Origin of the sequence: Burkholderia pyrrocinia (genome assembly GCF_018417535.1) — a bacterium.
GTDB lineage: Bacteria > Pseudomonadota > Gammaproteobacteria > Burkholderiales > Burkholderiaceae > Burkholderia > Burkholderia pyrrocinia_E.
In genome coordinates, this window is record NZ_CP070977.1 from 1,067,662 (window position 1) to 1,091,063 (window position 23,402).

The 23,402-nt window shown below is 65.8% G+C and carries 24 protein-coding genes; 17 read left to right on the forward strand and 7 right to left on the reverse strand.

Features of this window, described 5'->3' with window-relative positions; all coding sequences use genetic code 11:
* Positions 1–77 precede the first annotated feature (77 nt).
* Complete coding sequence (locus JYG32_RS05045; RefSeq protein ID WP_213264855.1) at positions 78–896, forward strand: response regulator transcription factor; 819 nt, start codon at positions 78–80, stop codon at positions 894–896.
* Between the two features lie 79 nt (positions 897–975).
* Here JYG32_RS05045 and JYG32_RS05050 read toward each other — a convergent pair whose 3' ends face one another.
* The gene (locus JYG32_RS05050; protein WP_213264856.1) at positions 976–1,674 is read right to left on the reverse strand and encodes a GNAT family N-acetyltransferase; all 699 of its coding nucleotides are present in this window, start codon (positions 1,672–1,674) and stop codon (positions 976–978) included.
* A gap of 330 nt (positions 1,675–2,004) precedes the next feature.
* Between JYG32_RS05050 and JYG32_RS05055 the strand changes: the two genes are divergently transcribed.
* From JYG32_RS05055 to JYG32_RS05080, 6 genes are read left to right on the forward strand one after another with little or no spacing between them, the layout of a single operon-like run.
* A complete protein-coding gene (locus JYG32_RS05055; RefSeq protein WP_174380264.1) occupies positions 2,005–2,457 on the forward strand; it encodes a MaoC family dehydratase in 453 nt (150 codons plus the stop codon).
* 40 nt (positions 2,458–2,497) lie between these two features.
* Positions 2,498–3,217, forward strand: coding sequence for a flavin reductase family protein (locus tag JYG32_RS05060; RefSeq protein ID WP_213264857.1), 720 nt, complete (start codon positions 2,498–2,500; stop codon positions 3,215–3,217).
* Between the two features lie 17 nt (positions 3,218–3,234).
* Positions 3,235–4,398 (forward strand): alpha/beta fold hydrolase, encoded by a 1,164-nt coding sequence (locus JYG32_RS05065; RefSeq protein WP_213264858.1) that lies wholly within the window; start codon positions 3,235–3,237, stop codon positions 4,396–4,398.
* A 25-nt stretch (positions 4,399–4,423) separates the two neighbouring features.
* Positions 4,424–5,317 carry an alpha/beta hydrolase gene (locus JYG32_RS05070; RefSeq protein ID WP_213264859.1) on the forward strand — a complete coding sequence of 298 codons (894 nt, stop codon included), beginning with the start codon at positions 4,424–4,426 and terminating at the stop codon, positions 5,315–5,317.
* Between the two features lie 29 nt (positions 5,318–5,346).
* On the forward strand, positions 5,347–6,135 hold the full coding sequence (locus JYG32_RS05075) for an enoyl-CoA hydratase/isomerase family protein (protein WP_213264860.1): 789 nt from the start codon (positions 5,347–5,349) through the stop codon (positions 6,133–6,135).
* A gap of 58 nt (positions 6,136–6,193) precedes the next feature.
* Complete coding sequence (locus JYG32_RS05080; protein ID WP_174380269.1) at positions 6,194–7,105, forward strand: LysR family transcriptional regulator; 912 nt, start codon at positions 6,194–6,196, stop codon at positions 7,103–7,105.
* 95 nt (positions 7,106–7,200) lie between these two features.
* On the opposite strand, the gene JYG32_RS05085 is transcribed toward JYG32_RS05080, so the two are convergent.
* Positions 7,201–7,914 carry a gamma-glutamylcyclotransferase gene (locus JYG32_RS05085; protein ID WP_213264861.1) on the reverse strand — a complete coding sequence of 238 codons (714 nt, stop codon included), beginning with the start codon at positions 7,912–7,914 and terminating at the stop codon, positions 7,201–7,203.
* A gap of 158 nt (positions 7,915–8,072) precedes the next feature.
* Here JYG32_RS05085 and JYG32_RS05090 point away from each other — a divergent pair, with 158 nt between their 5' ends.
* A complete protein-coding gene (locus tag JYG32_RS05090) occupies positions 8,073–8,495 on the forward strand; it encodes a DUF4148 domain-containing protein (protein ID WP_249744589.1) in 423 nt (140 codons plus the stop codon).
* Positions 8,496–8,649: 154 nt separating this feature from the next.
* Here JYG32_RS05090 and JYG32_RS05095 read toward each other — a convergent pair whose 3' ends face one another.
* Together JYG32_RS05095 and JYG32_RS05100 are read right to left on the reverse strand one after the other, a co-directional pair.
* A complete protein-coding gene (locus tag JYG32_RS05095) occupies positions 8,650–10,035 on the reverse strand; it encodes an ATP-binding protein (RefSeq protein ID WP_213264862.1) in 1,386 nt (461 codons plus the stop codon).
* Positions 10,032–10,697, reverse strand: coding sequence for a response regulator transcription factor (locus JYG32_RS05100; protein WP_213264863.1), 666 nt, complete (start codon positions 10,695–10,697; stop codon positions 10,032–10,034). The genes JYG32_RS05095 and JYG32_RS05100 overlap by 4 nt, the downstream gene beginning before the upstream one ends.
* Before the next feature lie 149 nt (positions 10,698–10,846).
* Here JYG32_RS05100 and JYG32_RS05105 point away from each other — a divergent pair, with 149 nt between their 5' ends.
* From JYG32_RS05105 to JYG32_RS05145, 9 genes are all read left to right on the forward strand, one after another.
* A complete protein-coding gene (locus tag JYG32_RS05105) occupies positions 10,847–11,500 on the forward strand; it encodes a DedA family protein (protein ID WP_249744590.1) in 654 nt (217 codons plus the stop codon).
* 43 nt (positions 11,501–11,543) lie between these two features.
* Positions 11,544–12,275, forward strand: a complete 732-nt coding sequence (locus JYG32_RS05110) for a class I SAM-dependent methyltransferase (protein WP_213264864.1) — start codon at positions 11,544–11,546, stop codon at positions 12,273–12,275.
* Positions 12,272–13,147, forward strand: coding sequence for a lipid A biosynthesis lauroyl acyltransferase (locus tag JYG32_RS05115; protein ID WP_213264865.1), 876 nt, complete (start codon positions 12,272–12,274; stop codon positions 13,145–13,147). Before JYG32_RS05110 ends, JYG32_RS05115 begins: the two co-directional genes overlap by 4 nt.
* 368 nt (positions 13,148–13,515) lie before the next feature.
* On the forward strand, positions 13,516–14,520 hold the full coding sequence (locus JYG32_RS05120) for a LysR family transcriptional regulator (RefSeq protein WP_213264866.1): 1,005 nt from the start codon (positions 13,516–13,518) through the stop codon (positions 14,518–14,520).
* A gap of 142 nt (positions 14,521–14,662) precedes the next feature.
* Positions 14,663–15,460: an alpha/beta hydrolase gene (locus JYG32_RS05125; RefSeq protein WP_213264867.1), complete on the forward strand. Its 798-nt coding sequence runs from the start codon at positions 14,663–14,665 to the stop codon at positions 15,458–15,460.
* Positions 15,461–15,509: 49 nt separating this feature from the next.
* Positions 15,510–16,271 carry an SDR family oxidoreductase gene (locus JYG32_RS05130; RefSeq protein ID WP_213264868.1) on the forward strand — a complete coding sequence of 254 codons (762 nt, stop codon included), beginning with the start codon at positions 15,510–15,512 and terminating at the stop codon, positions 16,269–16,271.
* A gap of 149 nt (positions 16,272–16,420) precedes the next feature.
* Positions 16,421–16,825 (forward strand): nuclear transport factor 2 family protein, encoded by a 405-nt coding sequence (locus JYG32_RS05135; RefSeq protein ID WP_213264869.1) that lies wholly within the window; start codon positions 16,421–16,423, stop codon positions 16,823–16,825.
* 38 nt (positions 16,826–16,863) lie between these two features.
* Positions 16,864–17,586: a hypothetical protein gene (locus JYG32_RS05140; protein ID WP_213264870.1), complete on the forward strand. Its 723-nt coding sequence runs from the start codon at positions 16,864–16,866 to the stop codon at positions 17,584–17,586.
* Positions 17,587–17,828: 242 nt separating this feature from the next.
* On the forward strand, positions 17,829–18,794 hold the full coding sequence (locus tag JYG32_RS05145) for a D-2-hydroxyacid dehydrogenase family protein (RefSeq protein WP_213264871.1): 966 nt from the start codon (positions 17,829–17,831) through the stop codon (positions 18,792–18,794).
* Between the two features lie 220 nt (positions 18,795–19,014).
* On the opposite strand, the gene JYG32_RS05150 is transcribed toward JYG32_RS05145, so the two are convergent.
* The 3 genes from JYG32_RS05150 to JYG32_RS05160 all read right to left on the reverse strand — a co-directional run bounded on the left by JYG32_RS05150 (position 19,015) and on the right by JYG32_RS05160 (position 23,400).
* Entirely contained in the window at positions 19,015–20,571 is a 1,557-nt protein-coding gene (locus JYG32_RS05150; RefSeq protein WP_174380280.1) for a DHA2 family efflux MFS transporter permease subunit, read from the reverse strand.
* Between the two features lie 78 nt (positions 20,572–20,649).
* Complete coding sequence (locus JYG32_RS05155; RefSeq protein ID WP_213264872.1) at positions 20,650–21,810, reverse strand: HlyD family efflux transporter periplasmic adaptor subunit; 1,161 nt, start codon at positions 21,808–21,810, stop codon at positions 20,650–20,652.
* Between the two features lie 69 nt (positions 21,811–21,879).
* Positions 21,880–23,400 (reverse strand): efflux transporter outer membrane subunit, encoded by a 1,521-nt coding sequence (locus JYG32_RS05160; protein WP_213264873.1) that lies wholly within the window; start codon positions 23,398–23,400, stop codon positions 21,880–21,882.
* Between the last annotated feature and the right edge of the window lie 2 nt (positions 23,401–23,402).

Sequence of the window (23,402 nt, forward strand, 5' to 3'; positions counted from 1 at the left end):
TCGAAGTGAGGCCGATTATCGGGTTATTATTTTTGACCTGAAATTCCCCGCCAGGGTTACCCTCACTGGAGGACACGATGGACTTCGAATGGCGAGATCTCGCTTTTCATCGGGAGATTGGTTCGGCCATCGACGCCCTCGATGGCCCGCATTTCTGGGCACGCCTCACGCGCGTGCTCGAGCGGCATCTCGGTTTCGACAACTGGGTCGCGCTGCGTTTCGCGCGCGATGCCGCGCCGCTCGTGCTCGCCGAACAGGCGATGCCCGACGGCAAGATCGACCTGATGTTCCAGGACTATCTGGCCGCGCTCTATCAGCTCGATCCGTTCTATCTCGCCGCGTTCGAAACGCAGGCGTCGGGCTTCTACACGCTCGCCGACGTCGCACCGGACAACTTCCGGATGACCGAGTACTACCAGCGGTACTTCAAGAAAAACATCGTCGGCGACGAAGTGCATTTCAACGTCGTGATCGATCGGGATCACACGCTGGGCTTTTCGCTCGGGAAAACAAGCAAGTACGACGAACGCGAGATGGCATTGCTTACGCTGTACACGCCGTGGGTGCTGTCGCTGATGCAGCAGCGCTTGCGCTTCGAGACGTTCGTGGTGAAAGAGATGCCGCGCATCGCCGAAGGCGAAGCGCCTGACCCGCATGCGCGCTTCGGCATGCTGACCGGAAAGAACGGACGCGGCGCGTTGACCACGCGCGAAATCGAAGTGGCGATGCTGTCCTTGAGCGGATTCTCGTCGCGCGCGATCGGGGAGAAACTGTCGATCTCGTTCGAGACCGTGCGCGCGCACAAAAAACACATCTATGCGAAGCTGGGTGTCGGATCGCAGTCCGAACTGTTTGCGATGTTCTACGATCCGGGGAGAGCGAACGAGCCCGCGTGATTTGCATCGTGTTACGACTTGTGCGGACGCCGCAAGCGAAACCGGCCGACGGTCCGCCGTCAGCAAGCGCCCCGCTGTTTCAGGCTTCGCCCGGTAGCGCGGAATGACGGGCATCCAGATCGAGCCGCAGATTCGTCACGAACGCGGCCCCTGGTTCGCGGGACAGCCTGAATCCGAGTGACCGCGCCAGGCCGATCATCGCGTCGTTCTCGCTCAACGTCGTGCCGACCACCCGCTTCATGCCCGACCGTTCCGCAAGATCGATCAGGCTTGACAACAGCGCGCGGCCGAGCCCTTGCCGATGCCAGGCATCGTCGATGACGATCGCGCATTCGACGACATCGGTTTCGCCGTCGTTCATCGCATAGCGCGCGACGCCGATCAGCCGTTCGCGGTCGCCCGCCCGGATGGTCGCGATCACGGCGCCTTCCCGCCGGCGGTCGATGCGGGTCCATCGCACCATCTCGTCTTCGGTCGGCTTGCGCGCCGACATCAACCGCATGTAGCGGCTCTGGCTCGACAGCCGGTCGACCAGGTCGCGTTCGATCTCGAGATCGCTGTGCTCGATCGCACGCAGGAGTATCGGCGTTCCGCCCCTCGCCTCCCAGATGTGCCGGATGCTGAGGGCCGGCGTGTCCGGCATGGCCTCACGGTACGGGGCCGGTTCGATCCCGGTCGTATCCATCCTTACCTCCGCATGGTTTTCGCGCTGCCCGGCGTGCGGCTGGATTCCGTTCGGTACGGAAAGCGACATGGCCTTCGGCTGGCGCGTCATCATGCATTCAGTCTAGCGATACGCCCGCTTCTACCCCAGGCGTACCGGGTCAAAGCGGTTTTCCAATCGCATCAATAATGCCGAACGACAAACGGCGCGAGCCCGACGGCCGGGCGGCACCCTGCGGCCCGGCTACGCGTGGCCCTCTCCGCCGTTCGTTGCCGCTTGCGGCACCCGCATCCCGGTGCGCCGATTATTGACCGATCCGGAATGCCGCATTCATCGCCACCCCCTTACTCCGCATCGGAACGTTTCATACAGTGGCGTCAAGCCCGAACGACAACGCATCAGCGGCGCCGCCCGGATCTCCCCTCCAGCGCATCGGATACGTCCATGGAACAGCAGCTTTTCTACTTCGACGATTTCACCGTCGGCGACACCTTCGTCGGCGCTACGCACGAGGTCACTGCCGCCGACATCAAGCGATTCGCCGCGGAATTCGATCCGCAGCCGTTCCATCTCGACGACGAAGCCGCGCGCGGCACGATATTCGGCGGCCTGGCCGCCAGCGGCTGGCATACCGCGGCGATCACGATGCGGCTGCTCGTTACGAGCGGGCCGAAACTGGCGAACGGAATACTCGGCGCCGGCGCCGACATCGAATGGAAACAACCGACGCGCGCGGGCGACGTGCTGCGCGTCGAGAGCGAAGTCGTGGAGCTGACGCCGTCCCGGTCGCGCCCGCAGTACGGACTGCTCACGCTGCGAACCAGGACGGTCAATCAACGCGGCGAAGTCGTGCAGATCCTGACCGCCAGGCTGATGGTCGCGCGTCGTCCCGCGTGACGCGTATCGCCCCGAACCGCTCGAATCAAGGAGACATATCGTGATCGTCGACCCCTCCACCCAGGACGCCGCCGCGAACTACAAGCTGCTGATCGGCTCGATGCTGCCGCGCGCCATCGCATGGGTCAGCACGCTTTCCACGACCGGCGTCGCGAATCTCGCCCCGATCTCGTTCTTCACCGTGGTCGGCCGCAAGCCGCCGATCGTGTCGATCTCGATGCAGCCGCGCTCGGACGGCGTCACGCTCAAGGACACCTTCGTCAACATCCGCGACACCGGCGAATTCGTCGTGAATATCCCGAACCTCGAGCTGGCCGACGCGATGCACCGCAGCGCCTTCGAATTCCCGTCCGATGTCGACGAGTTCGACGCCGTCGGCCTGGAAAAGGCCGAATCGCTGACGGTCCGGCCGCCCCGCGTCAAGGCGGCGCCGATCGCGTTCGAATGCCGGCTGGAACGGATCATCCCGATCGGCGAACACCACGATCACGTGGTCTTCGGCGAAGTGCTCCGCTTCCGGATTCGCGACGATCTCTATCTCGAGCGCGGCCGCATCGACACCGCCGCGCTGCAGGCGGTCGGCCGCCTCGCCGCCGAATACACGGTCGTGCAGAACGCGTTCACGACACCGCTCGACCCGCAGGTGGTCACGAAGCTGCAGAACCGCCGAATCGGCCGGCTCGACGGCCTCGACGACGGTTACTCGCCGATCGACGCGAACAACTGGTCCGCTTCCGGCGCCACGCGCCCGGCCGAATGATCCGACAGGAGACAAGCATGAAACCGACTCACCCGGCCGCCCCCGTATTCGTGTTCATCCACGGGTTCCTCGACGGCGCCGCTGTATGGGACGACGTCGTCCGGCAGCTTGGCGACCGCTCCGCCGACGCGCTGCGCGTCGATCTGCCGGGGATGGGGGCACGCGCAAGCGAACCGGGCCCGTACAGCCTCGACCGTTTCGCGGTCGACGTCACGACCCGGGTACACGCACTGTCGCGTCCGGTCGTGCTCGTCGGGCACAGCATGGGCGCGCAGATCGCCGAACTCGTCGCGGCACGGCTCGACGATCAGGTGCGTGGCCTCGTGCTGCTGACGCCGGTGCCGCTGCGCGGCGCCGGCCTGCCTGCCGACGTGATGCACGCGTTCCACGCCATCGGCGGCGATCCTGCCGCGCAGCGCGCGCTGCGGCGCAGCCAGTCGGTCAGCCTCGACGACGCGAAGCTCGAACATCTCGGCCGGCTCGGCGACCGGGTGGCACCCGAAGCAGTCGGCGTGTTCGCCGATCTGTGGAACGACGGCCATCCGTCGGGCGCCGAGCCCGCCCGCTATCGCGGCCCGGTGCTGATCGTGCGCGGCGACGGCGATGCGTTCGTCAATGCCGAACTGATCGCGTCGAGCGTGGCACCGCGCTTTGAAGCGCCCGCTGTCGTATCGATCGAACGCTCGGGCCACTGGCCGCACGTCGAGCAAGCGGCGGCGGTCGTGCGTGCGCTCCGATCGTTCGTCGCGAACGTCGAGTCGGTACCGGATACGCCCGTCGCGCCGCAAGGATGGACGCGCGCATTCGCGCAGAAATCCGCGGACACGTTCGCCGACGCGTTCGCGCCGAACGTCGTGCTCGAAGCCAGCGTGCTCGCGAAGCCGGTCATCGGCATCGAACAGGTGAAAACCGTCATGACGACGGCGAGCAAGATCTACGAGGCGCTCGCCTTCACGCATGAAGCGCGCAAGGACGCGCGCGATTATCTCGAATGGGAAGTCCAGGCCTTCGGTGGCGAACTGATGCGCGGGATCACCGTGCTGACGAAGGATGCCGACGGCAAGATCGTTCACGTGGCGATCCACCACCGCCCGCTCGGCGGCGCACTCAAATTCTCGGCCGAACTCGCTCGCCGTTTGCACGGGCAGATCGACGCGAGCTATTTCTATTCCGGCGCGTGACACGCGCCCATCCAGGAGATCGAAAATGATCAATCGCACCGACGTAGCGTTCGAAGTCGACGGTGGCATCAAGTTGCGCGGCTGGCTGTTCGTTCCGCCCGGCGCGGGCCCGCACCCGGCGATCACGATGGCGCACGGTTATGCCGGCGTGAAGGAACACGGGCTCGAACCGTTCGCGCGCGCGTTCGCCGAGGCCGGCTTCGTCGTGCTGCTGCACGACCATCGGGGCTTCGGTGCCAGCGAGGGCTTGCCGCGTCACGACATCGACCCGTGGCGCCAGATCGCGGATTGGCGACGCGCGATCAGCTTCCTCGAAAGCCTCGATTTCGTCGATGCCGCGCGTATCGGCCTGTGGGGCACGAGCTATGCGGGCGGCCACGCGATCGTGCTCGGCGCGACCGACCGGCGGCTGCGCTGCGTCGTGGCCCAGGTGCCGACCATCAGCGGCTACGAACAGGGGCTGCGCCGCATTCCGCCGGACCAGGTCGCCGCGATCGAGGAAGCCTTCTCCGCCGACGACCGCGCGCAACTGTGCGGCGAACCGCCGCGTCGCCAGGCCGTCGTCAGCGCCGATCCGGCAGTTCCAGCCTCGTACCGCGCGAAGGATGCGATCGACTTCTATCTGCAGCCGCTGCCGGACGGCGTGTGGGAAAACGACGTGACGGTGCGCTCGACGCGCGCTGCCCGCATGTACGAACCCGGGCAGTGGGTCGCACGCGTATCGCCGACGCCGCTGCTGATGGTCGTCGCGACGCGCGATGCGATCACGTTGACCGACCTCGAGCTGGCAGCCTACGAACGCGCGTTGCAGCCGAAGCAGCTCGTGACGATCGAAGGCGGCCATTTCGACCCGTACCTGTCGCAATTCAAGCATTCCAGTGCAGCCGCGATCGCGTGGTTCCGCCAGCACCTCGGCTAACGTTCAGACTCGTATTCAAGGACCTCCCCATGCCCCATCTCACTGTCAGCTTCGACGACGGACTCGCGACGATCGTCCTCGACCGCCCTCCCCAGAACCGCATCGACGACCGGATGATCGACGAACTCGCCGACGCCGTCACCGCGATCGAGCGCAGCGACGCGCGCGCGGTGCTGGTGCGCAGCGAAGGCGAAAACTTCTCGTTCGGCGGCGACATCATGACCTGGCCGGACGCGAGCCAGCGCGAACTGCGCGCCCGCTTCGAGCATTACATGGCCGTATTCAACCGCTTCGAGAACCTGTCGATGCCGGTCGTTGCGGCGGTTCAGGGTTTGTGTTTCGGCGGCGGATTCGAGCTCGCATTGCGGGCCGACGTGATCTTCGCGGCCGAATCCTCGACGTTCGGGCACCCGGAGCAGACGCTCGGGATCGTCACCATCCTCGGCGGCATCTACCGTGTCGCGGCACGCGTGGGGCATGCACGCGCGTCCGAGTGGGCGCTGACGTCCGAAAAGGTTGCCGCGACGACGATGGAGCGCTTCGGGATCGTGAATCGCGTGGTTGCCGATACGGACCTCCTGAAGGAAGCGTCCGCGTTCGCCCGCAAGATCGCCGCTGGCCCCACACGTGCCTACGCCGCGCACAAGGCGCTGTTGCACACCTGGGCGAACGGCGGGGTTTCGGCGGCGGACGAAGCGATGTTCGACATCGCGATGCCGCTGTTCGAAACCGACGACGCGCGACGTGGCATCCGCTCGGCCGTCAACGCGCTCAACGAAGGCCGACCGCGCCCGGCGATGGATTTCCACGGGTGCTAGCGGGTCGCAGCCGGATTGCGGTTTAATGGCGACTCCACCCCCGACTGGAGTCGCGCACATGGACCGCATTGCTGCGATGAATGCATTCGTCCGCGTCGTGGAAGCCGGAACCTTCACGAAAGCGGCCGATACGCTCGACATGCCGAATGCGACGTTGACGCGGTTGATCCAGAAGCTCGAGGAAGACCTGCAGGTTCGCTTGCTGCATCGCACCACGCGATCGGTGACGGTCACCCCGGAAGGGGCGATCTACTACGAGCGCGTCGTGCGGCTGCTCGCCGATCTCGCGGAAATCGAATCGTCGACGACCCATGCGCGCGCGAAGCCGTCCGGCAAGATTCGCGTGGATACCGCCGCGGCGATCGGCACGCTCGTCCTCGTGCCCGCGCTCGCGGAATTCTATGACGCATACCCCGACGTCGAGATCGAACTCGATATCGGCAACAAGCGTACCGACCTGATCGCCGAAGGCGTCGATTGCGCGATACGCGCGGGCGAAGTCGACGAGCAGTCGCTGGTCGCGCGGCAGATCGGCAGCTTCGGCTTCACGACCTGCGCGACGCCCGCGTTCCTCGACGCGCACGGCACGCCGGCGTCGCCGGATACGTTGCGCGATTTCCCGACTGTCGGCATGATCCCGTCGCGCGGCGGCCGCGCGCTGCCGTTCCAGTTTTCGCACGACGGCAAACGAAGCGATCTCGCGCTCGATCATCGTCTCGTCGTGAACGATACGAACGCCTACCTTGCCGCGGGCCACGCGAACCTCGGCATCATCCAGGCGCCGTCCTATTCGGTTCGCCATGCCATCGCCGCCGGCACGCTCGTGCCGATCCTCGAGGACTGGACGCCCCACCCCAACCCGGTCTGCGTGATCTACGCGCCCAACCGCTACCTGAGCGCGAAAGTGCGCGTGTTCATCGACTGGGTTATCGCACTGTTCGAGCGCGACGAGCACCTCAGGCGCCGCTGATGCCGGGTCTGACCGAGCGGATTGGCCGCGACAGGCGCGCGTCCGTCTGATGCACCGACCGCCGAAATTCGCATGCAGTCCGCAAACGCGGGAGATCAACCGTTCGCGGATTCGGCTTCGTCCGCGCTGCGTATCTCGCGCCGAAGCCGTTCGATGCCGGCGTCACGGAGACCGAGGCGCGTCAACGCCTGCACGGTCGAGTCGAAGTAATCGCGCGACGTGCCGAGCGGGCCGCGGCCGGTGCGGATCAGGTGCGCGACGCGGTCGAGCGTGGTTCCGCCAAGGTAACGGTCGTGCGACCGGTTGACGACGAAGGTCAGCGCGCGGATCGATTGGTCGTCGACCTTCGCCGTGATCCATCGCGGTTCGTACGAATCGGCGAGCATTTCGCGTCGCCACAGCAGGCGCAATTCGGATTCGACCTTGGTGGCGTCGATCCGGTACAGCACGCCATCGCACCTGCCGCCGCGGTCGAGCGCGAGCATCGCGCCCGGCTGCTCGGGCGTGCCGCGCGCGATGACGAGCCGCAGGCAGAACGCCCGGTGCCAGCCGTCGACGCGCGCAACCGACGAACCGGCGACATCGAGCGCCGGATTCCACATCAACGAACCGTACGCGAATACGTGCAGGTCGCGCCCGGATGCGTGGCGGTCGAGCGTGGCCCGCAACGTGCGTTCGAGTTCCGCATCGCTTCGCACCGTCATGCCGGCCGGCGGGTCGGCGCGCAGCGCCTGCAGCAGCGTGCCTCGCGCCAGGCGCTCGCGCGTCATTTCGTAGATTGAGTCGGTGGTGCGTCGATCGTCGGACATGGCCGGAGGCGATTGCGCGTCGTGATGGTGAGACGACTGTATGTCGCGCTGCCGTCACGAGGAAGCCGGGGGCAAACAATGCGCTTTTGTCGCGAATGAAAAAGCGGACGTGATGCGGCCAATGCGTCACCAGCAGCCCTTCTCGTCGGACGGCACGATTGCTCAGGCATTTTTGTTCCAGCTGGAACGTTGAATTGGCGCGGCGGGTATTTATCGCGATGTCGTCCGGTCCTAAGCTCCACTCAACGACTGAAACAAAGGTCGCTTCGCTCAATCTTCCGGAGGTGGTCATCATGAAATCGCTGATTCGCACGCTCGTCGTTGCAACCGCACTCGCTGCGCCCGCAATCGCTTTCGCGCAGGAAACCCAGCCGCTGACGCGCGCGCAGGTTCGCAACGAACTCATCGAGCTCGAGCAAGCCGGCTACGACCCGATGGACTACGACTCCGCGAAAAGCCTGCAGGCCGCCGAAGCGAAAATTGCGCGCCGGCACGAACTCGACGCACAGGCGGGATCCGGCAGCAAGCAGGTCATGTCGCAGGCCGACGCGCATTCGCCGCTGAACGTCACGCGGAAATGACGGCTCCCCGTGCACCATTGACGCGGCGTCTCTCGCGGTCGAGCCCGGACGCAACGAACGTCGCGCTTTTGGGTGCAACGCGTTGGAAGCAGTCGGCGCTTGCGCCGATTGCGAGATCCGGTCTCGAGATGTCGTGGTTCTTGCCGAGCCCACGCTAGCGCTCCCAGCGCTCCGGCTCCAGCCATATCGGGAACGACAGGATCACCGCCAGTCCGCGCCCCTCGATACCGGCCGCCACCTCGACCGCCCCGCCGTGAGACTCGGCGATTCGCGCGACAAGCGACAGGCCGATGCCGCTTCCCGGCTGCACCGTACCCGGTACCCGGTAAAAGCGTTCGAAGATCCGCGCACGCTCGTCGACCGGCACGCCCGGTCCGTCGTCCGCGATACGCAGCCTGACCCACGCCCCGTCCGCGTCGGCAGGGCTGTCGCACGTAATCTCGACCCGCCCGCCTTCACGGCCGTAACGCAGTGCATTGTCGATCAGGTTACGTACCGCAATCGCGATCTCGTCCAGATCGCCCCAGACGCACACCGGTTCGACCGCGACCCGCACCGTCTGTCGGCGTGCATGCGCCGCCGCGTCGAAGTCGCTGGCGATCAGCGCAACGAGCCGCGACAGGTCCACCGGCCCATGCTGTTCGGCGCGCGACCCCGCATCCAGCCGCGCCAGTTCGAGCAACTGCCCGGATAGCCGCGCGCTGCGCTCGACGCCCGTTGCCAGCCGACGCAGTGCTTCGTCCTTGTCCGCCAGACTGTCCGCCCGCAATGCCACTTCCGCCTGGGCCGACAACGCCGCAAGCGGAAGGCGCAACTCATGCGCCGCATCGCCGATGAAACGGCGCTCGGTGTCGACGGCCTGACTCAGTCGCGCGAGCAGACGATTGAACGACTCGACGAGCGGCCGGAGCTCGCGCGGCAGCGTCGTCAGCGGCAACGGCGAGAAATCGAATGCCGCCTTCCGCTGGATCGCCCGCTGAACGTCGCGCACCGGCCCGAACGACCAGCGGATCACCCACCAGATCACGACGCCCAGCATCCCGAGCATCACCGTCGTATTGAACAGGCCGAGCTGCAGCGCATTGTTCGCCTTCTCCTGCCAGGTCGTGGCCGGCCCGCCCGTCTGAACGCGAATCCGGCGCGCCGGGTCCGACAGCGAGTAGACCCGCCAGGTTTCGTCGTGCGCGTTGCCACGCCCGGTGCTCACACCGTATCCGTCCTGCGGGTCGGCTTTGAGCGCCGGCCCCGGCGCATCCGCGCTGTGCATCACGTTGCGGCCATCGACCCAGATCTGGAACGCGACGTCGTATTTGCCATACGCGGTTTTCGGCAACACCGCCTGGGCGCTCGCTTCGGGCAGGCGATCGATCGCATCGGGCAACGACAGCAGCAGCAGTTGCGCGGCGCCCTCGAGCATGCCGTCGCGCCAGCCGCGCTGTTCGCGCCACAGGCCGATGCCGAGAAACGCACCCCAACTCGCCCAGAACACGACGACCGTCGCCATCACGGTCGCGAGCAGGCGCAGGCGTAGCGACTTCATGCCGTGCCCTCCCCGACGCGATAGCCGAAGCCATGCACTGTCACGATCAGTTCGTCGCCGAGCTTGCGGCGAAGTTGATGGATGTACACCGCGATCGTGTTGCTTTCGATGGCGCCGTCGTTGCCGTACACGCGCTCTTCAAGCTGCGTGCGCGTGACGACTCGCCCTTGCCGCTCCATCAGCGCGAGCAGCGTCCGGTACTCGTGAATGCTGAGCGCGACGGGTTCGCCGGCTCGCGTGACTTCCTTTCGAGCCGGATCGACGTGAACATCGCGGTAGATCAACCGCTCCGACACGCGGCCCTGGCTGCGGCGCGTCAGCGCGCGAAGCCGCGCATAGAGCTCCTCCAGCTGGAACGGCTTCACGAGATAGTCGTCGGCGCCTGCGTCGAGGCCACGGATGCGGTCGCTCAACTGATCGCGAGCGGTCACGATCAACACCGGCGTCGGGTCGTAGTTCGCGCGCATCGCGGCGAGCAGCGTGAAGCCGGACGCGCCCGGCAACTGCAGGTCGAGCAGCACCGCGTCGTAGTCGTGACCGACGAGCGCAAGCCGCGCGGCCGGCACGTCGGCCGACCAATCCGCGCGCCAGCCGTTCTGCACAAGGCCGGCACGAACGGCATCGGCCAGCATGACATCGTCTTCTACCAACAGGATATGCATCGGTTTCGCTCCTCGAATGGCGAGGTCACCAGCCTGACGGACCGCGATTAAAAACTTCTTAAAGCCAGGGGGCCACGATGCGTGTCGATCGCCGCATTGCCGGTGCAATGCATCTGGCGCTTTCTCGAGAGGCCCGCCATGACCGTGTTATGTCCTTCGATTCCGTTGCTGCGATGCAATGCGGCACGGCGCTCCACCTTCGCGCCGTCCCGGTGCGGGCCATTCTGGCACGGAAGGCCGCGCGCGTTGCGCGCCTGCCGCGCGGGAGCGGCGCGATGAACCAATTCGCCACGCTCGTCCCGTTCGGCCTCGCGCTCAGCCTGGCCGGCGCCAACAGCATCGCCTGCCTCATTGGCCTGTCCCTGATCGAACGGCTGATCCCCGTGCTGCCGTCCCACGTGCTCCTCACGATGATCGGCGTCGCCGGCGCGCAAGGGGCGTGGACACTTCCGGAAGCGATCGTCGTCACGGCGCTCGGCAGCTTCGCAGGCTGCCTGTTTCATTACGCGCTCGGCAATCTGTGGCCGGACGACCGCGCGCTGGCCCTGCTGCGCCGCGTCGCGCCCCTGGGCAGGCTGCAGCCCGCAAGAATGGACGCGCTGATCGACGGAATCCGCGCGCGGCCCACGCGGCTCGCACTCTGGTCGCAACTGGTGCCGTTCGTGCGGCTCGTGGCACCGGCGCTCGCCGGATTGCTGGAAGCGAGTTTCGCGCGTTTCGCGTCGGGTGCCGCGGCCGGCATCGCGCTATGGAACACGCTGTTCATCACGGCCGGCTATCTGGCCGCGCAAGCGGCCGTCTAGCCGGACATGTCATTGACCGATCGATTCCGCCAGGAGCCTGTCGATGCGAATCCCTGAATGGATGCTGTTCCTGCGTACCTGGTTGCGCAATCCGCGCCGGGTCGGCGCGCTCGCGCCGTCCGGCCCGGCGCTCGCCGCGCTGATCACCGCACGGATCCCGCGCGACGGCGCATCCGTGATCGAACTCGGTGCGGGCACCGGCGTATTCACGCGCGCACTGCTCGCGCGCGGCGTCGCGAGCGACAGGCTGGTGCTGGTGGAAGCCGATCCCGCTTTCGCGAACGCGCTGCGGCATCAGTTCCCCGCGTTGCGGGTCATGCAGATGGATGCGGCCCAACTCGGCATGACGGGTGATTTCTTCGGCGGGGCGCGCGCACATGTTATTGTGAGCGGATTGCCACTCGTCGCGATGCCGGTCGAACAGGCCGTCGCGATCGTTCACTGCGCCTTCGCGCGCCACCTGGCTGCCGGTGGTGCGTTCTATCAATTCACGTATGTGCCGCGCTGCCCGATCCCGGCGCGTTATCTGGAGGCCATGCGCATTCGCGCAGTCCGAGTCGGCATCGCGTGGATGAACTTCCCGCCCGCGATCGTGTATCGCTTCGAACGCCGAATCGATGCGGCCGGCCATCAGCGGCCTGGCGCGCGGCCTCTGTCAGAGGTGGTCGCGCAAGCCACTACTTCATACAGCCTCGACACAACCCGATTTTCCCGTACTCCATCACTCGACTCGAGCGGCGCCGGGCAGTCAACAGACGGAAGTCCATCATCATGAACGCTCTCGGGTACTGGCTGATGTTCGGCCTGCTACGGTTCCTGTCCTTTCTTCCGTACTCGCTGGTCGCGAGAACCGGCAGCAGCATCGGCGCTGCGCTTTACCGCATACCGAGCCGACGCAAACACGTGGTGCATGTCAACCTGCAACTCTGCTTTCCGCTGAAGACCGACGAGGAACGCGACGTTCTCGCGCGTGCCCATTTCGAACACGTCGTACGGAGCTACCTGGAGCGCGGATTCCAGTGGTTCGGCAGCGCGCGGTCGCTCAATCGCCTGGTCGAACTGGACAGCCACATCGATCTCCACGACCCGGATGCGCCGCCGACGATCTTCATGGGTTTTCACTTCGTCGGCATCGAGGTGGGCTGCATGCTCTATTCGTCGTCGCTGCCCGTGGCGGCACTCTACACGCGCATGTCGAACCGCCGCATGTGCGATCTCGCCAAACGTCAGCGCGGACGCTTCGGGGCCGAGATGATCGAACGCAGCGCGAGCGCGAAACACCTCGTCAGGCTTCTGCGCGCGGGCACCCCGGTGATGCTCGCCGCGGACATGGATCACGGCACGACGGGTTCGGTGTTTGCGCCGCTGTTCGGCGTGCAGGCCTGCACGTTGACGTCGGTATCGCGGCTGGCGAAGCTGAGCGGCGCGCGGGTCGTACCGTTCGTGACCGAAGTGCTGCCGGAATTTCGCGGCTACAAGCTGACTATCTTCGAGCCGCTCGGCAGCTATCCGACCGATAGCGAGTCGTTCGACGCGCGCACGATGAACTCCTTTCTCGAAGGGCAGATCCTGCGATTTCCCGAGCAGTACTACTGGGTGCACCGACGTTTCAAGCATCGTCCGGCAGGCGAGCCGGGCGTCTATTGACGGCAGCATGAGCGGCAAGGCACGGCGTGGGTGCGCGGACGCGAATCTGAAAGATTTTTGTCGTGCCATAACGGGTCGACTTCTCTCATTCGGGACGAACCGCCCAGGGCCTCGGACGCCTTGACTTACGTGGAAATCCGTTTCGCCGCGCATGGCGACGGGTTTCACGCGCGCATCGACTGCGGACCGGCCATCGTCGACATGAACCGTCGGGCAATCACGAAGCCGCCGCGCCGTGTGGCGGCCTTCTTCGCTGCGGTTTAGACTGCGCGCTGGGCGTCATGGTCCCGGTGGTGGCCTCCCCTGCGTATCGAACGCGCCGGAAGGCCGCATGAATTTTCAATGCGTCGTTCTGAAAGGTCCGGGTAATGGATATCGTGCTGGCCATGAGAGTATTCGCGCGCGTCGTCGAAACGAAAAGCTTTACGCGTGCAGCCGATACGATGGACCTGACACGGGGGCGCGTGACCGTGATCGTCCAGGGCCTCGAAGCGCACCTGAAAGCCCGGCTGCTGCAGCGCACCACGCGCAGCCTGAACCTCACGGCGGACGGCGCGGCCTATTACGAGCGATGCGTGCGCGTCCTCGCGGATCTCGACGACATCGAGAATTCGTTCCTCGGCAAGGACCGATCGCCGCGCGGCCGGTTGCGCGTGGACATGCCCGGCGCGCTCGGGCGCGTTATCGTGATGCCCGCGCTGAGCGACTTTCACGCGCGTTACCCGGACATCGACCTGATGCTCGGCCTCGGCGACAAGCCGCTGGACCTGGTCCAGGAAGGCATCGACTGCGTGGTGCGCATCGGCACGCTGCAGGATTCGTCGCTCGTGGCGCGACGCGTCGGCATCTACCAGGGCGTGACCGTCGCGAGCCCCGACTATCTCGAGCAAGCCGGCACGCCGCAGACGCTGGAAGAACTCGCCGATCACCGTACCGTGAACTACTACTGGGGCCGCACGGGCCGGATCATGCCGCTCACGTTCGACGTCGACGGCAAGGCAGTCGAGGTGAGGATGCGCGGCTCCATCGCCGTAAACGATGCGGAAGCCTATCTGAACGGCGCGCTGAAGGGCCTCGGCATCGTCCAGGGCGCCCGCTTTCTTGCGCTGCCGCATCTCGAATCGGGCGCGTTGGTCGAGATTCTGTCGCAATGGAAACCGCCGCCGCTGCCGGTCTCCGCGGTCTATCCGCACAATCGCCACCTCTCCGCTACCGTGCGCGCGTTCGTCGACTGGATTGCCGAGCTGTTCCGCACCGACCCGCGGTTGTCCAGTACGCCCGACGCGGATGCGCGGTGCGGCCCGGCCAGCATCGATACGCAGGACGGCGACGCGATCGACCTGGACGGTGACGAAGACGAGCCGATAGCGTAGGCCAGCCCCGTCGGCAAAGGCTGCCGCATTGTTCTCGAGGAGAGAACACTGTTGCGGCAAGCGCGAGATTTATCGGTTCCGCGGTAACAACCAGAATGCGTTCATTGTTCAAGCAAACGAGAACGCCGCCGCGTTGACTGGTATGTCTACCGTTTCCCTATCCGGTTTGCTGGTTGAAGAAGCGCGCATCGACGGCTACAGTCAGCCGATCGACGCGCGCAGCTTCCGGCCGTCGACGCAGAAGCACCCGCTGCCGATCGTCCTCTATTTCCACGGCGGTCTGTTCACCGCCGGCTCGCTCGACGAAACGAATGCCGTGTGCGAGGCGCTCGCATTGCAGGTGCGCGCGTGGGTGCTCTCCGTCGGCTACTCGCTCGCCCCGGCTTGTCCTTTCCCGAATGCGGTGGAAGACGCGCATCGTGCGCTGCAGTGGGTGCGATCGGAAGCCAAAGGGATGCGTGCGGACCAGCGGCTGACGGCCGTTGCCGGCCATGACGCCGGCGGGAATATCGCCACGGGCCTCGCCGCGATTGCGCGCGACCGCGGCGACGCCGGCATCCGTGCGCAGGTGCTGATTGCGCCGCTGCTCGACCCGAGCATGACGCGCATCGGCCCGTACACGATGCATGCGACACCCGCCATCGACGCGTTGGCGGCCAGCTATCGCGCGTATCTGCCCACGGTGTCGCAGCGCGTTCATCCGTATGCCGCGCCGCTCGAATCGTGTCGCCTCGCCCATCTGCCGGCCACGTTCATTGCGACGGTCGAGCATGACCCGCTGCATCTCGAAGCCGAACATTACGCGGCGTCGTTGATCGCCGCGGGCGTCCCCACGGAATGCGCGCGTTATGCCGGCACGACACGCGCGGGCATCGTGACCCATCCGCCCGTGCTGCTTGCAGTCAGCGGCTTTCTCCAACGCCATCTCGCGGGCCGCTAACGGCCGCGAATGCATGCCCATGCATTTCATCCACCCAGGAGCGTTCATCATGAAACTCAACGGAAATACGATCTTCATCACCGGCGGCACGTCGGGTATCGGCCGTACGCTGGCGGAAGCCTTTCACCAGCGCGGCAACAAGGTCATCGTCGCCGGCCGTCGCAAGGCGCTGCTCGATGAAATCGCGAAGCAGAACCCCGGCATCGACACCGTCGAGCTCGATATCGGCGACGCGGCGCAGATCCGCACGGTCGCCGCGCAATTGATCGAACGCTATCCGGCGCTGAACGTCGTGATCAACAACGCGGGCATCATGCCGTTCGACGATGCCGGCGGGCCGCTCGACGACGAACAGGCCGTCCGGCTCGTCACCACGAACCTGCTTGGCCCGGTGCGCGTGAGCGCGGCGTTCGTCGAGCACCTGAAGCAACAGCCCGACGCGACGATCATCAACAACAGCTCGGTGCTCGCGTATGTACCGCTCGCCGCGACGGCGCTCTATTCGGCGACCAAGGCCGCGATTCACTCGTACACGCTGTCGCAACGCTTCGCGCTGCGCGATACCAGCGTGCGCGTGCTTGAAATCGCGCCGCCGTGGGTCGACACCGATCTCGTGCACAAGAGCGGCGACCCGCGCGCGATGCCGGTCGACGCGTTCGTTGCCGAAACGCTGAAGCTGCTCGAAACCGCGACAACCGAGGTCGTCGTCGAGGCAGCCAGGCCGTTGCGCGCCAACGCGGGGCCGAACGAACACGCATTCGTCGAGCAGTTCAACCAGTTCATCGCCGAGAACCCGATTCCCGTTGCATGACAGCAGCACGCGCCACGCATGCGCGGCGCAAGAAGTCGTACTGAAGACGCTTTTCCCGTCACCCAGACGTGTCGTTCCGGACCATCGAGCCCGGGCGAAAGCAAACCGGAAAGAACGGAACGACACCCTAAACCATCGGAGTCCGAATCATGAGCAAGGAACCTGAAGCAAGGAACATCGCGCTCGTTCTCGATGCGCTCGACACGTTGTTCAACAAGAAGGATTACGAGAAGGCCGCGCAGTTCTGGTCCGACACCTATGTCCAGCACAGCCGGCACGTACCGGCCGGCCGCGCCGGCCTGTTCGGCCTCGTCGACTCGATGCCCGACCTGCGTTTCGAGTACGACATGGTGGCCGCCAACGGCGATTTCGTGTGGATCCACAGCCGCTACAGCCACTCGGCCTCGCCGACCGCGCTGATCGCGCTGGATATCCTGCGGATCGAGGGCGGGAAGCTGGTCGAACACTGGGACGTGCTGCAGAACGAAGCGGCGCGCAGCGAATCGGCCGGCGGCCATCCGATGTTCGGCGACCAGTTCGGCGACGAGCGCTAACGCGCACGCGACACGCCGCTCGATACACGGAGGACGCAATGAACACGCTGCTCGAACAGGCCATTCAGGCCCATGGCGGGATCGACAACTGGGAAAGGTTCCGCACGGTTTCGGCGGAACTCGATATCGGAGGTGCCGTCTGGCACCTGAAAGGCCAGCCGGACCTGTTCCAGCGGATCGAACTGGCTGCCGACCTGCGGCGCCAGCACGTCGCGCTCACGTCGAAGGCCGGCGGCTGGCGCGGCACGTTCGAGCCGGACGTGGTCGGCATCGGCGCCGTGAACGGCGAGCCGCCGGATGAGCGGCACGCGCCGCGAGACGCTTATCGAGGGCATACGCAGCAAACCCGCTGGGATCGCCTGCATGCGCTGTACTTCACCGGCTACGCGCTCTGGACTTACCTGGCCATTCCGTTTCTCTACGCCCGCCCGGGTTTCCAGACGGAAGAACTGCCCGACTGGCACGAGAACGGCGAAACCTGGCGGCGCCTGAAAGTCACGTTCCCGGATGCGATCGCCAGCCACAGTCGCGAGCAGGTGTCCTATTTCGGCGAAGACGGGCTGCTGCGCCGCCACGATTACACGGTCGACGTGATGGGCGGAGCGCGCGGTGCCAACTATGCGTCCGGCTATCGCAATGTCCGCGGCGTGATGGTGCCGATGTCGCGCCGGGTCTTTGCCTACGACGAGGCCATGCACAGGATCGACGAACCGCTGCTGGTGTCCATCGACTTTCGCAGCATCGATTTTCATGCTGCGTAAGCGTGCGCCGGAGAGTGTCAGCCGCTGTTCCTTGCGCTGACCGAAGCGAGCCTTGTCCTTTCTCGAGTATCGTTGAGTGCCGCGGGTGGGCGTCGCATGCATTCGGATTCGGTTTCGAGTGGATCACGGCTGCATTGCTTGTGCAGACAGGCGGGTACGCGTGATCGACGCCCGTGGACCGATCATTGCCGCCCGGTGGCCGTGCGCTTCGGAAACCGGGCTACCTTCGAAGGAGAAAGTTCATGTCGGATTCCTCTCTCATCCAGGTCGCGATTCTCGACGACTACCAGAACGTCGCGCTGGACCTCGCCGATTGGTCTCCGTTGCAGGGTCGTGCGAGCATCACGGTCTTCAACGACCACCTGGCGGATGACGCACAGGTCATCGCGCGCCTGAAACCGTTCGACGTGCTGTGCGTGATGCGCGAGCGCACGCCGCTTACGCGAGCCATCATCGAGCAACTGCCCAATCTCAAGCTGATCGCGTCGACCGGAGCCGGCAACGCGTCGATCGACGAAGCGGCGGCGGCCGAGCGGAACGTGAAGGTTGTTCACACGGGATACGCGTCCACACCGACCATCGAATTCACCTGGGCGATGATCCTGGGCCTGGCCCGTAACCTGGCCGTCGAGAATCGGGCCGTGCGCGACGGCGGGTGGCAGGTCGCACTCGGCACGCAACTCGCCGGCAAGACGCTGGGCCTGCTCGGGCTCGGCAGGGTCGGTTCGGCCGTCGGCGTGATCGGCCGCGCGTTCCGCATGAACGTGATTGCGTGGAGCGAGAACCTGACGGCGGAGCGCGCCGAGTCGAAAGGCGTGCAACGGGTCAGCAAGGATGAGTTGTTCTCGTCTTCGGATTTTCTGTCGATCCACGTTCGCCTGAGCGAACGGACGCGAGGCCTGGTCGGCGCTGCCGAGCTTGGCCGGATGAAACCCACGAGCCGCCTCGTCAATACGTCGCGCGGCCCGATCGTCGACCGGGCTGCGTTGCTCGCCGCGCTCGACAGCGGGCAGATCGCCGGGGCGGCGATCGATGTCTACGATACCGAGCCGCTGGAACCCGCTGATCCGTTGCGCTCGCTGGACAACGTGCTTGCCACGCCGCATATCGGCTACGTGACACGCGAACTGTACGAGACGTTCTACGGCGACACCGTGCGCAACATCGTCGAATGGCTCGACCAGACGCAGCCCCCTGCGCTTCCGTAACCGGCGGGGTAACCGGGGCGGTCGACTGCATCCGCGTCGGGTCATCCGGGATCGAACGGCTTCCCGACATGCGTTGATCGAATGACAGGGCATGCGATGCATGGCCCGATGCGAAAGGCCGCGCTCCGATTCGGGCGCGGCCTTCCGCTGCATCGTTCATTCTTCGTTCGGCGTTCGGCGGACAGAAGCGCCACCGTCGAACGTGCCGAGGCGCCGCTGCTCAGTGCGCGGCCGCCGCCGCATCGCTCGATCCCCCCGCCTTGCCCGGCTTGGTGATCCAGATGAGCGGGATGATGACGATCATCACGATCGCCGCGCCGTAGAACACGTCGTTCAGCCCGAGCATCGCCGACTGCGACTGCACGACGCGATCGAACAACGCATACGACGATCCCTGGCCGAGCCCGAGCAGCGAATGGTAGCTGTCCATCTGCGCATTGAAGATCGGGTTGGTCGGGCTCGACTGCTGCGTCAGGATCTCGTGGTGCGTGATCGTCCGGTTGTTCCACACGACACCCGCCAGCGAGGTGCCGATGCCGCCGAAGAACATCCGCGCGAAGGTCGACAGGCCTGCCGCGGCGGGCACTTTTTCAGGCGGCTGGCCGGACAGGATGATCACGGTCAGCGGCGCGAAGAACAGCGCCATCGGGATACCCTGCAGCAGCGTCGGCAGGATGATGTAGCCCTCGCTGATGTCCGTGAAGAAGAACGTGCGCATGAAATAGACGGCCGCGAAGCCGACGAACGCGAGCGTGCCGATGATGCGTGCATCCGAGCGCGGCAGGATCTTGCCCATGATCGGCGCGCCGATCACCGCGAAGATGCCGAGCGGTGCCGTCGCGAGCCCCGCGTCGACGGCCCGGTAGCCGAGATATTCCTGCATCCACTGCGGCAGCAGCACGAGCGTCCCGAAGAAGATCCCGTAGGCAATCGCGATCGAGATCGTGCCGCCGAGGAAGTTGCGCTGCTTGAAGAGCGTCAGGTCGACGACCGGATTCTTGTCGGTCAGTTCCCAGATGACGAACAGCACCAGGCCCACGACCGCGACGATGGTCAGGATGACGATCGTGTTCGACGAGAACCAGTCGAGGTCCTTGCCCTTGTCGAGCATCACCTGGAGCGACGCGACCCAGACGATCAGCAAGGTCAGCCCCACGAAGTCGATCGGCAGCTTCCGGGTGGGCGTATCGCGCTTGCGGTAGAGGAACCAGACCATCGTGGCCGCGAACAACCCGACCGGGATATTGATGTAGAAGATCCACGACCACGCGTAGCTGTCGGTGACCCAGCCGCCGAGCGACGGTCCGACGATCGGCCCGGTCACGACGATCATCGAGAACAGCGATAGCGCGAGCGACGATTTCGCCTTCGGCCACGAACTGAGCAGCAGCGCCTGCGACATCGGGATCAGCGGCCCCGCCACGAGGCCCTGCAGCACGCGCGCCATCAGCAGGAACGGCAGCGACGGCGCGATGCCGCACAGCCACGACGCGAGCACGAACAGCAGGATCGAGCCGACGAACAGCCTGACCTGCCCCAGCCGCTGCGTCAGCCAGCCGGTCAGCGGGATCGCGACGGAATTCGCCGCGGCAAAGACGGTGATGACCCAGGTGCCCTCGTCGACCGATACGCCGAGGTTGCCCGAGATGGTAGGAATCGCGACGTTGGCGATCGATGAATCGAGGACGGTCATGAAACCCGCAAGGCCCACGCTCAACGAGCCGAGTGCGAGTGTCATCCCCGTCAGCGGAGGAGGATTCGATTGGTTGGCGGTCATGCTGATCATCCGGTTAGGTCAGGTCCGGCGCAGCAGGCGCACGCGGTGTCGCGCGCCGGCTCGCCGGGCGACGGGAAGTCATTGGTTGGCGGCGATGATGTCGGTGATCGCGGCATCGGCCTTGTCGCCGTATTTCGCGAACACGTCGGTCTTGTAGATCGATGGGGGATCGGCTTCCGGGCCGGCACTGCCCTGGTTCTTCACGTTGACGTCGACATTCATCGACAGCCCTACGCGCAACGGATGCTTTTCCAGTTCGCCGGCCGGAATCTCGATCCGCACCGGCAGCCGCTGGACGACCTTGATCCAGTTGCCCGTCGCGTTCTGCGCCGGCAGCAGCGCGAGCGCCGATCCGGTGCCCGGCGTGAAGCCCACCACCTTGCCGTGGTAGACCGCCGACGAACCGTAGACATCGGCCGTCAGCTCGACCGGTTGCCCGATGCGGATCTGGCGCAGTTGCCACTCCTTGAAGTTCGCATCGACCCACACCTGGTTCAGCGGCACGACCGACATCAGCGCCGCCCCCGGCGACACGCGCTGCCCGACCTGGACCGATCGCTGCGCGATGTAGCCGGTGACCGGCGCCGGCAGCGTCGTGCGGGAATAAGCCAGATACGCGTCGCGAACGCGCGCGGCGCTCGCCATCACGTCCGGATGCCGGTCGACGGTCGTGTTCGACGTCAGCGCGCGATTCGAGCCGAGTTGCTGCTTCGCGGCGTCGAGCGCGGCCTGCGCCGACCGGACGGCGTCCCGCGCATGCGAGATCTCCTCCTCCGACACGGCCCCCGTCATCCCGGTCGCCTGGCGGCGCCGCAGGTCGTCCTGCGCCTTCGCGAGATCGGACTGCCGCTCCGCGATGTTCGCGCGGTACTTGTCGTCGTCGACATAGAGGCCGTGAACCTTGCGCACGGTCTGGCCGAGATTCGCTTCGGCCTGCTGCAGCGCGATCTTCGCATCCGCGGGATCGATCTGCACGAGCGGTTCGCCGGCCTTCACGATCTGCGTGTTGTCCGCGTTCACCGCGATGACCGTGCCCGATACCTGCGGCGTGATCTGCACGACGTTGCCGTTGACGTACGCGTCGTCGGTTTCGACGTGATAACGCGCGTCGAGGAAGTAATAGGCACCGTAGGCGGCGCCGGCGATCCCGAGCGACGCGGCTACCAGTGCAAGCAGCGCGCGGCGCTTGCCCGGTTGCTTCGGTGCTGCGTCGGTCGGCTGTGAATCGGGGGTGTTCATGAATGGCTCCAGTCAAGGTTGAGGTTCAAGGTGTTCCGTTCGACGCGATCCAGCCGCCGAACCAATCGATCAGTTCGACGCCACGGGTCGGGACGGCGCGGGAATCGGTGTTTCGGCGCTCGCCGCGAGGCCGGCGCGCGAAGCATCGAAGCCGCCGCCGAGCGCCTTGATCAGCCCGATCTGCTGGCTGCGACGGCCCATCTCGAGATTCACCACGGCCGTCTCGGCCGCGAGCCGGTTGTCGTCCGCGTTCAGCACCTGCAGTTGCTGGTTGAGCCCAGACCGGTACCGGACGACCGCCAGTTGATAGGCGGTGGTTTGCGCATCCAGCGCCTTGCGTGCATCGACCAACTGGAGGTCGGTCGAGCGGATCTGCGTGACCTGCGTGGCGACGTCGGACAGTGCGCCGATCAGCGTCTGGTTGTAGGTCGCGACGTCGTAGTCGAAGTCCGCATAGCGGCCCTTCAGTTGCGCGCGCAGCGCGCCGGCGTCGAAGATCGGCAGGTGAATGGCCGGGGCCGCCTGGAATTGCCCGCTGCCGGCCGTCAGGAAGCGTCCCCAGCCGAATGCGTCGAGCCCGGCCGCCAGCGACAGATTGACGTCGGGATAGAACTCGGCCTTGGCTTCCTTCACGTCGTGAACGGCCGCGTCCACCTTCCAGTAGGCCGCGACGATGTCCGGCCGGCGCGACAGCAGGTCGGCCGGCAGGTTGTCGGGAAGTGCGACGATGTCGCCGCCGTGCAGCGACGGCTTGGCGATCTGGAGGCCGCGATCCGGGCCCGCGCCGAGCAGCGCGCCCAACTGGTAGCGCACGGTCTTGATCTGCCCGTCGAGATCGCTGACGCTGGAGCGGCTCGTCGCGGTGTCGCCGTAAGCGGTCTGCCGCTCCACATTGCTGTCGAGCCCCGCACTGACGCGGCCTTCGGTGATGTGCGCAATCGCCTCGCGGTTCGATACTTCCCGAACCTGGATGTCGCGCAGCGCATGGAGCAGCGCCAGCCGGTTATAGGTGCTCGCCACCGACGCGGCAAGCGTGATGCGCACCTCCTCGGCTTCCGCGTCCGCCACCTTTTCCTCGGAGACGGCCTGACGCAACCGCTCGCGGTTCTTGCCCCACAGGTCGAGATCCCACGACACGCTTGCCAGCAGGCTGTTCTCGCTCTGCCACGAGCCGCCGTACGGCGGCGGCACGATGCCGTTTTCGGTGTAGCGCTGGCGCGTCCACGTATAGCTGCCGTTCGCATTCGGATAGAGCGCGGATTTGGCGGTGCCGATGTACGCGGACGCCTTCTCGATCCGGGCGCGCGCCTGGTCGATCGTCGGATTGCCGCGCAGCGCTTCGTCGATCAGCGCCGACAACTGCGGATCGCCGAACTGGCTTGCCCAGTTCATCGCGGGCCACTTGCCGCCCTCGGCCGGGAGGCTCTGTTGCGACTCGAACTTCGTCGGGGCCGCCATCTGCTTGTCGCTCTTGATGCCTGCGTAGTTCACACAGCCGGCCAGGCTGAACGCCAGCGCCGCCGCGGCGATCCATCCCTTACGAATGCCCGACTGCGGCCGGGGGCGCGAGTGATACGTCGTCGTTTCCATTT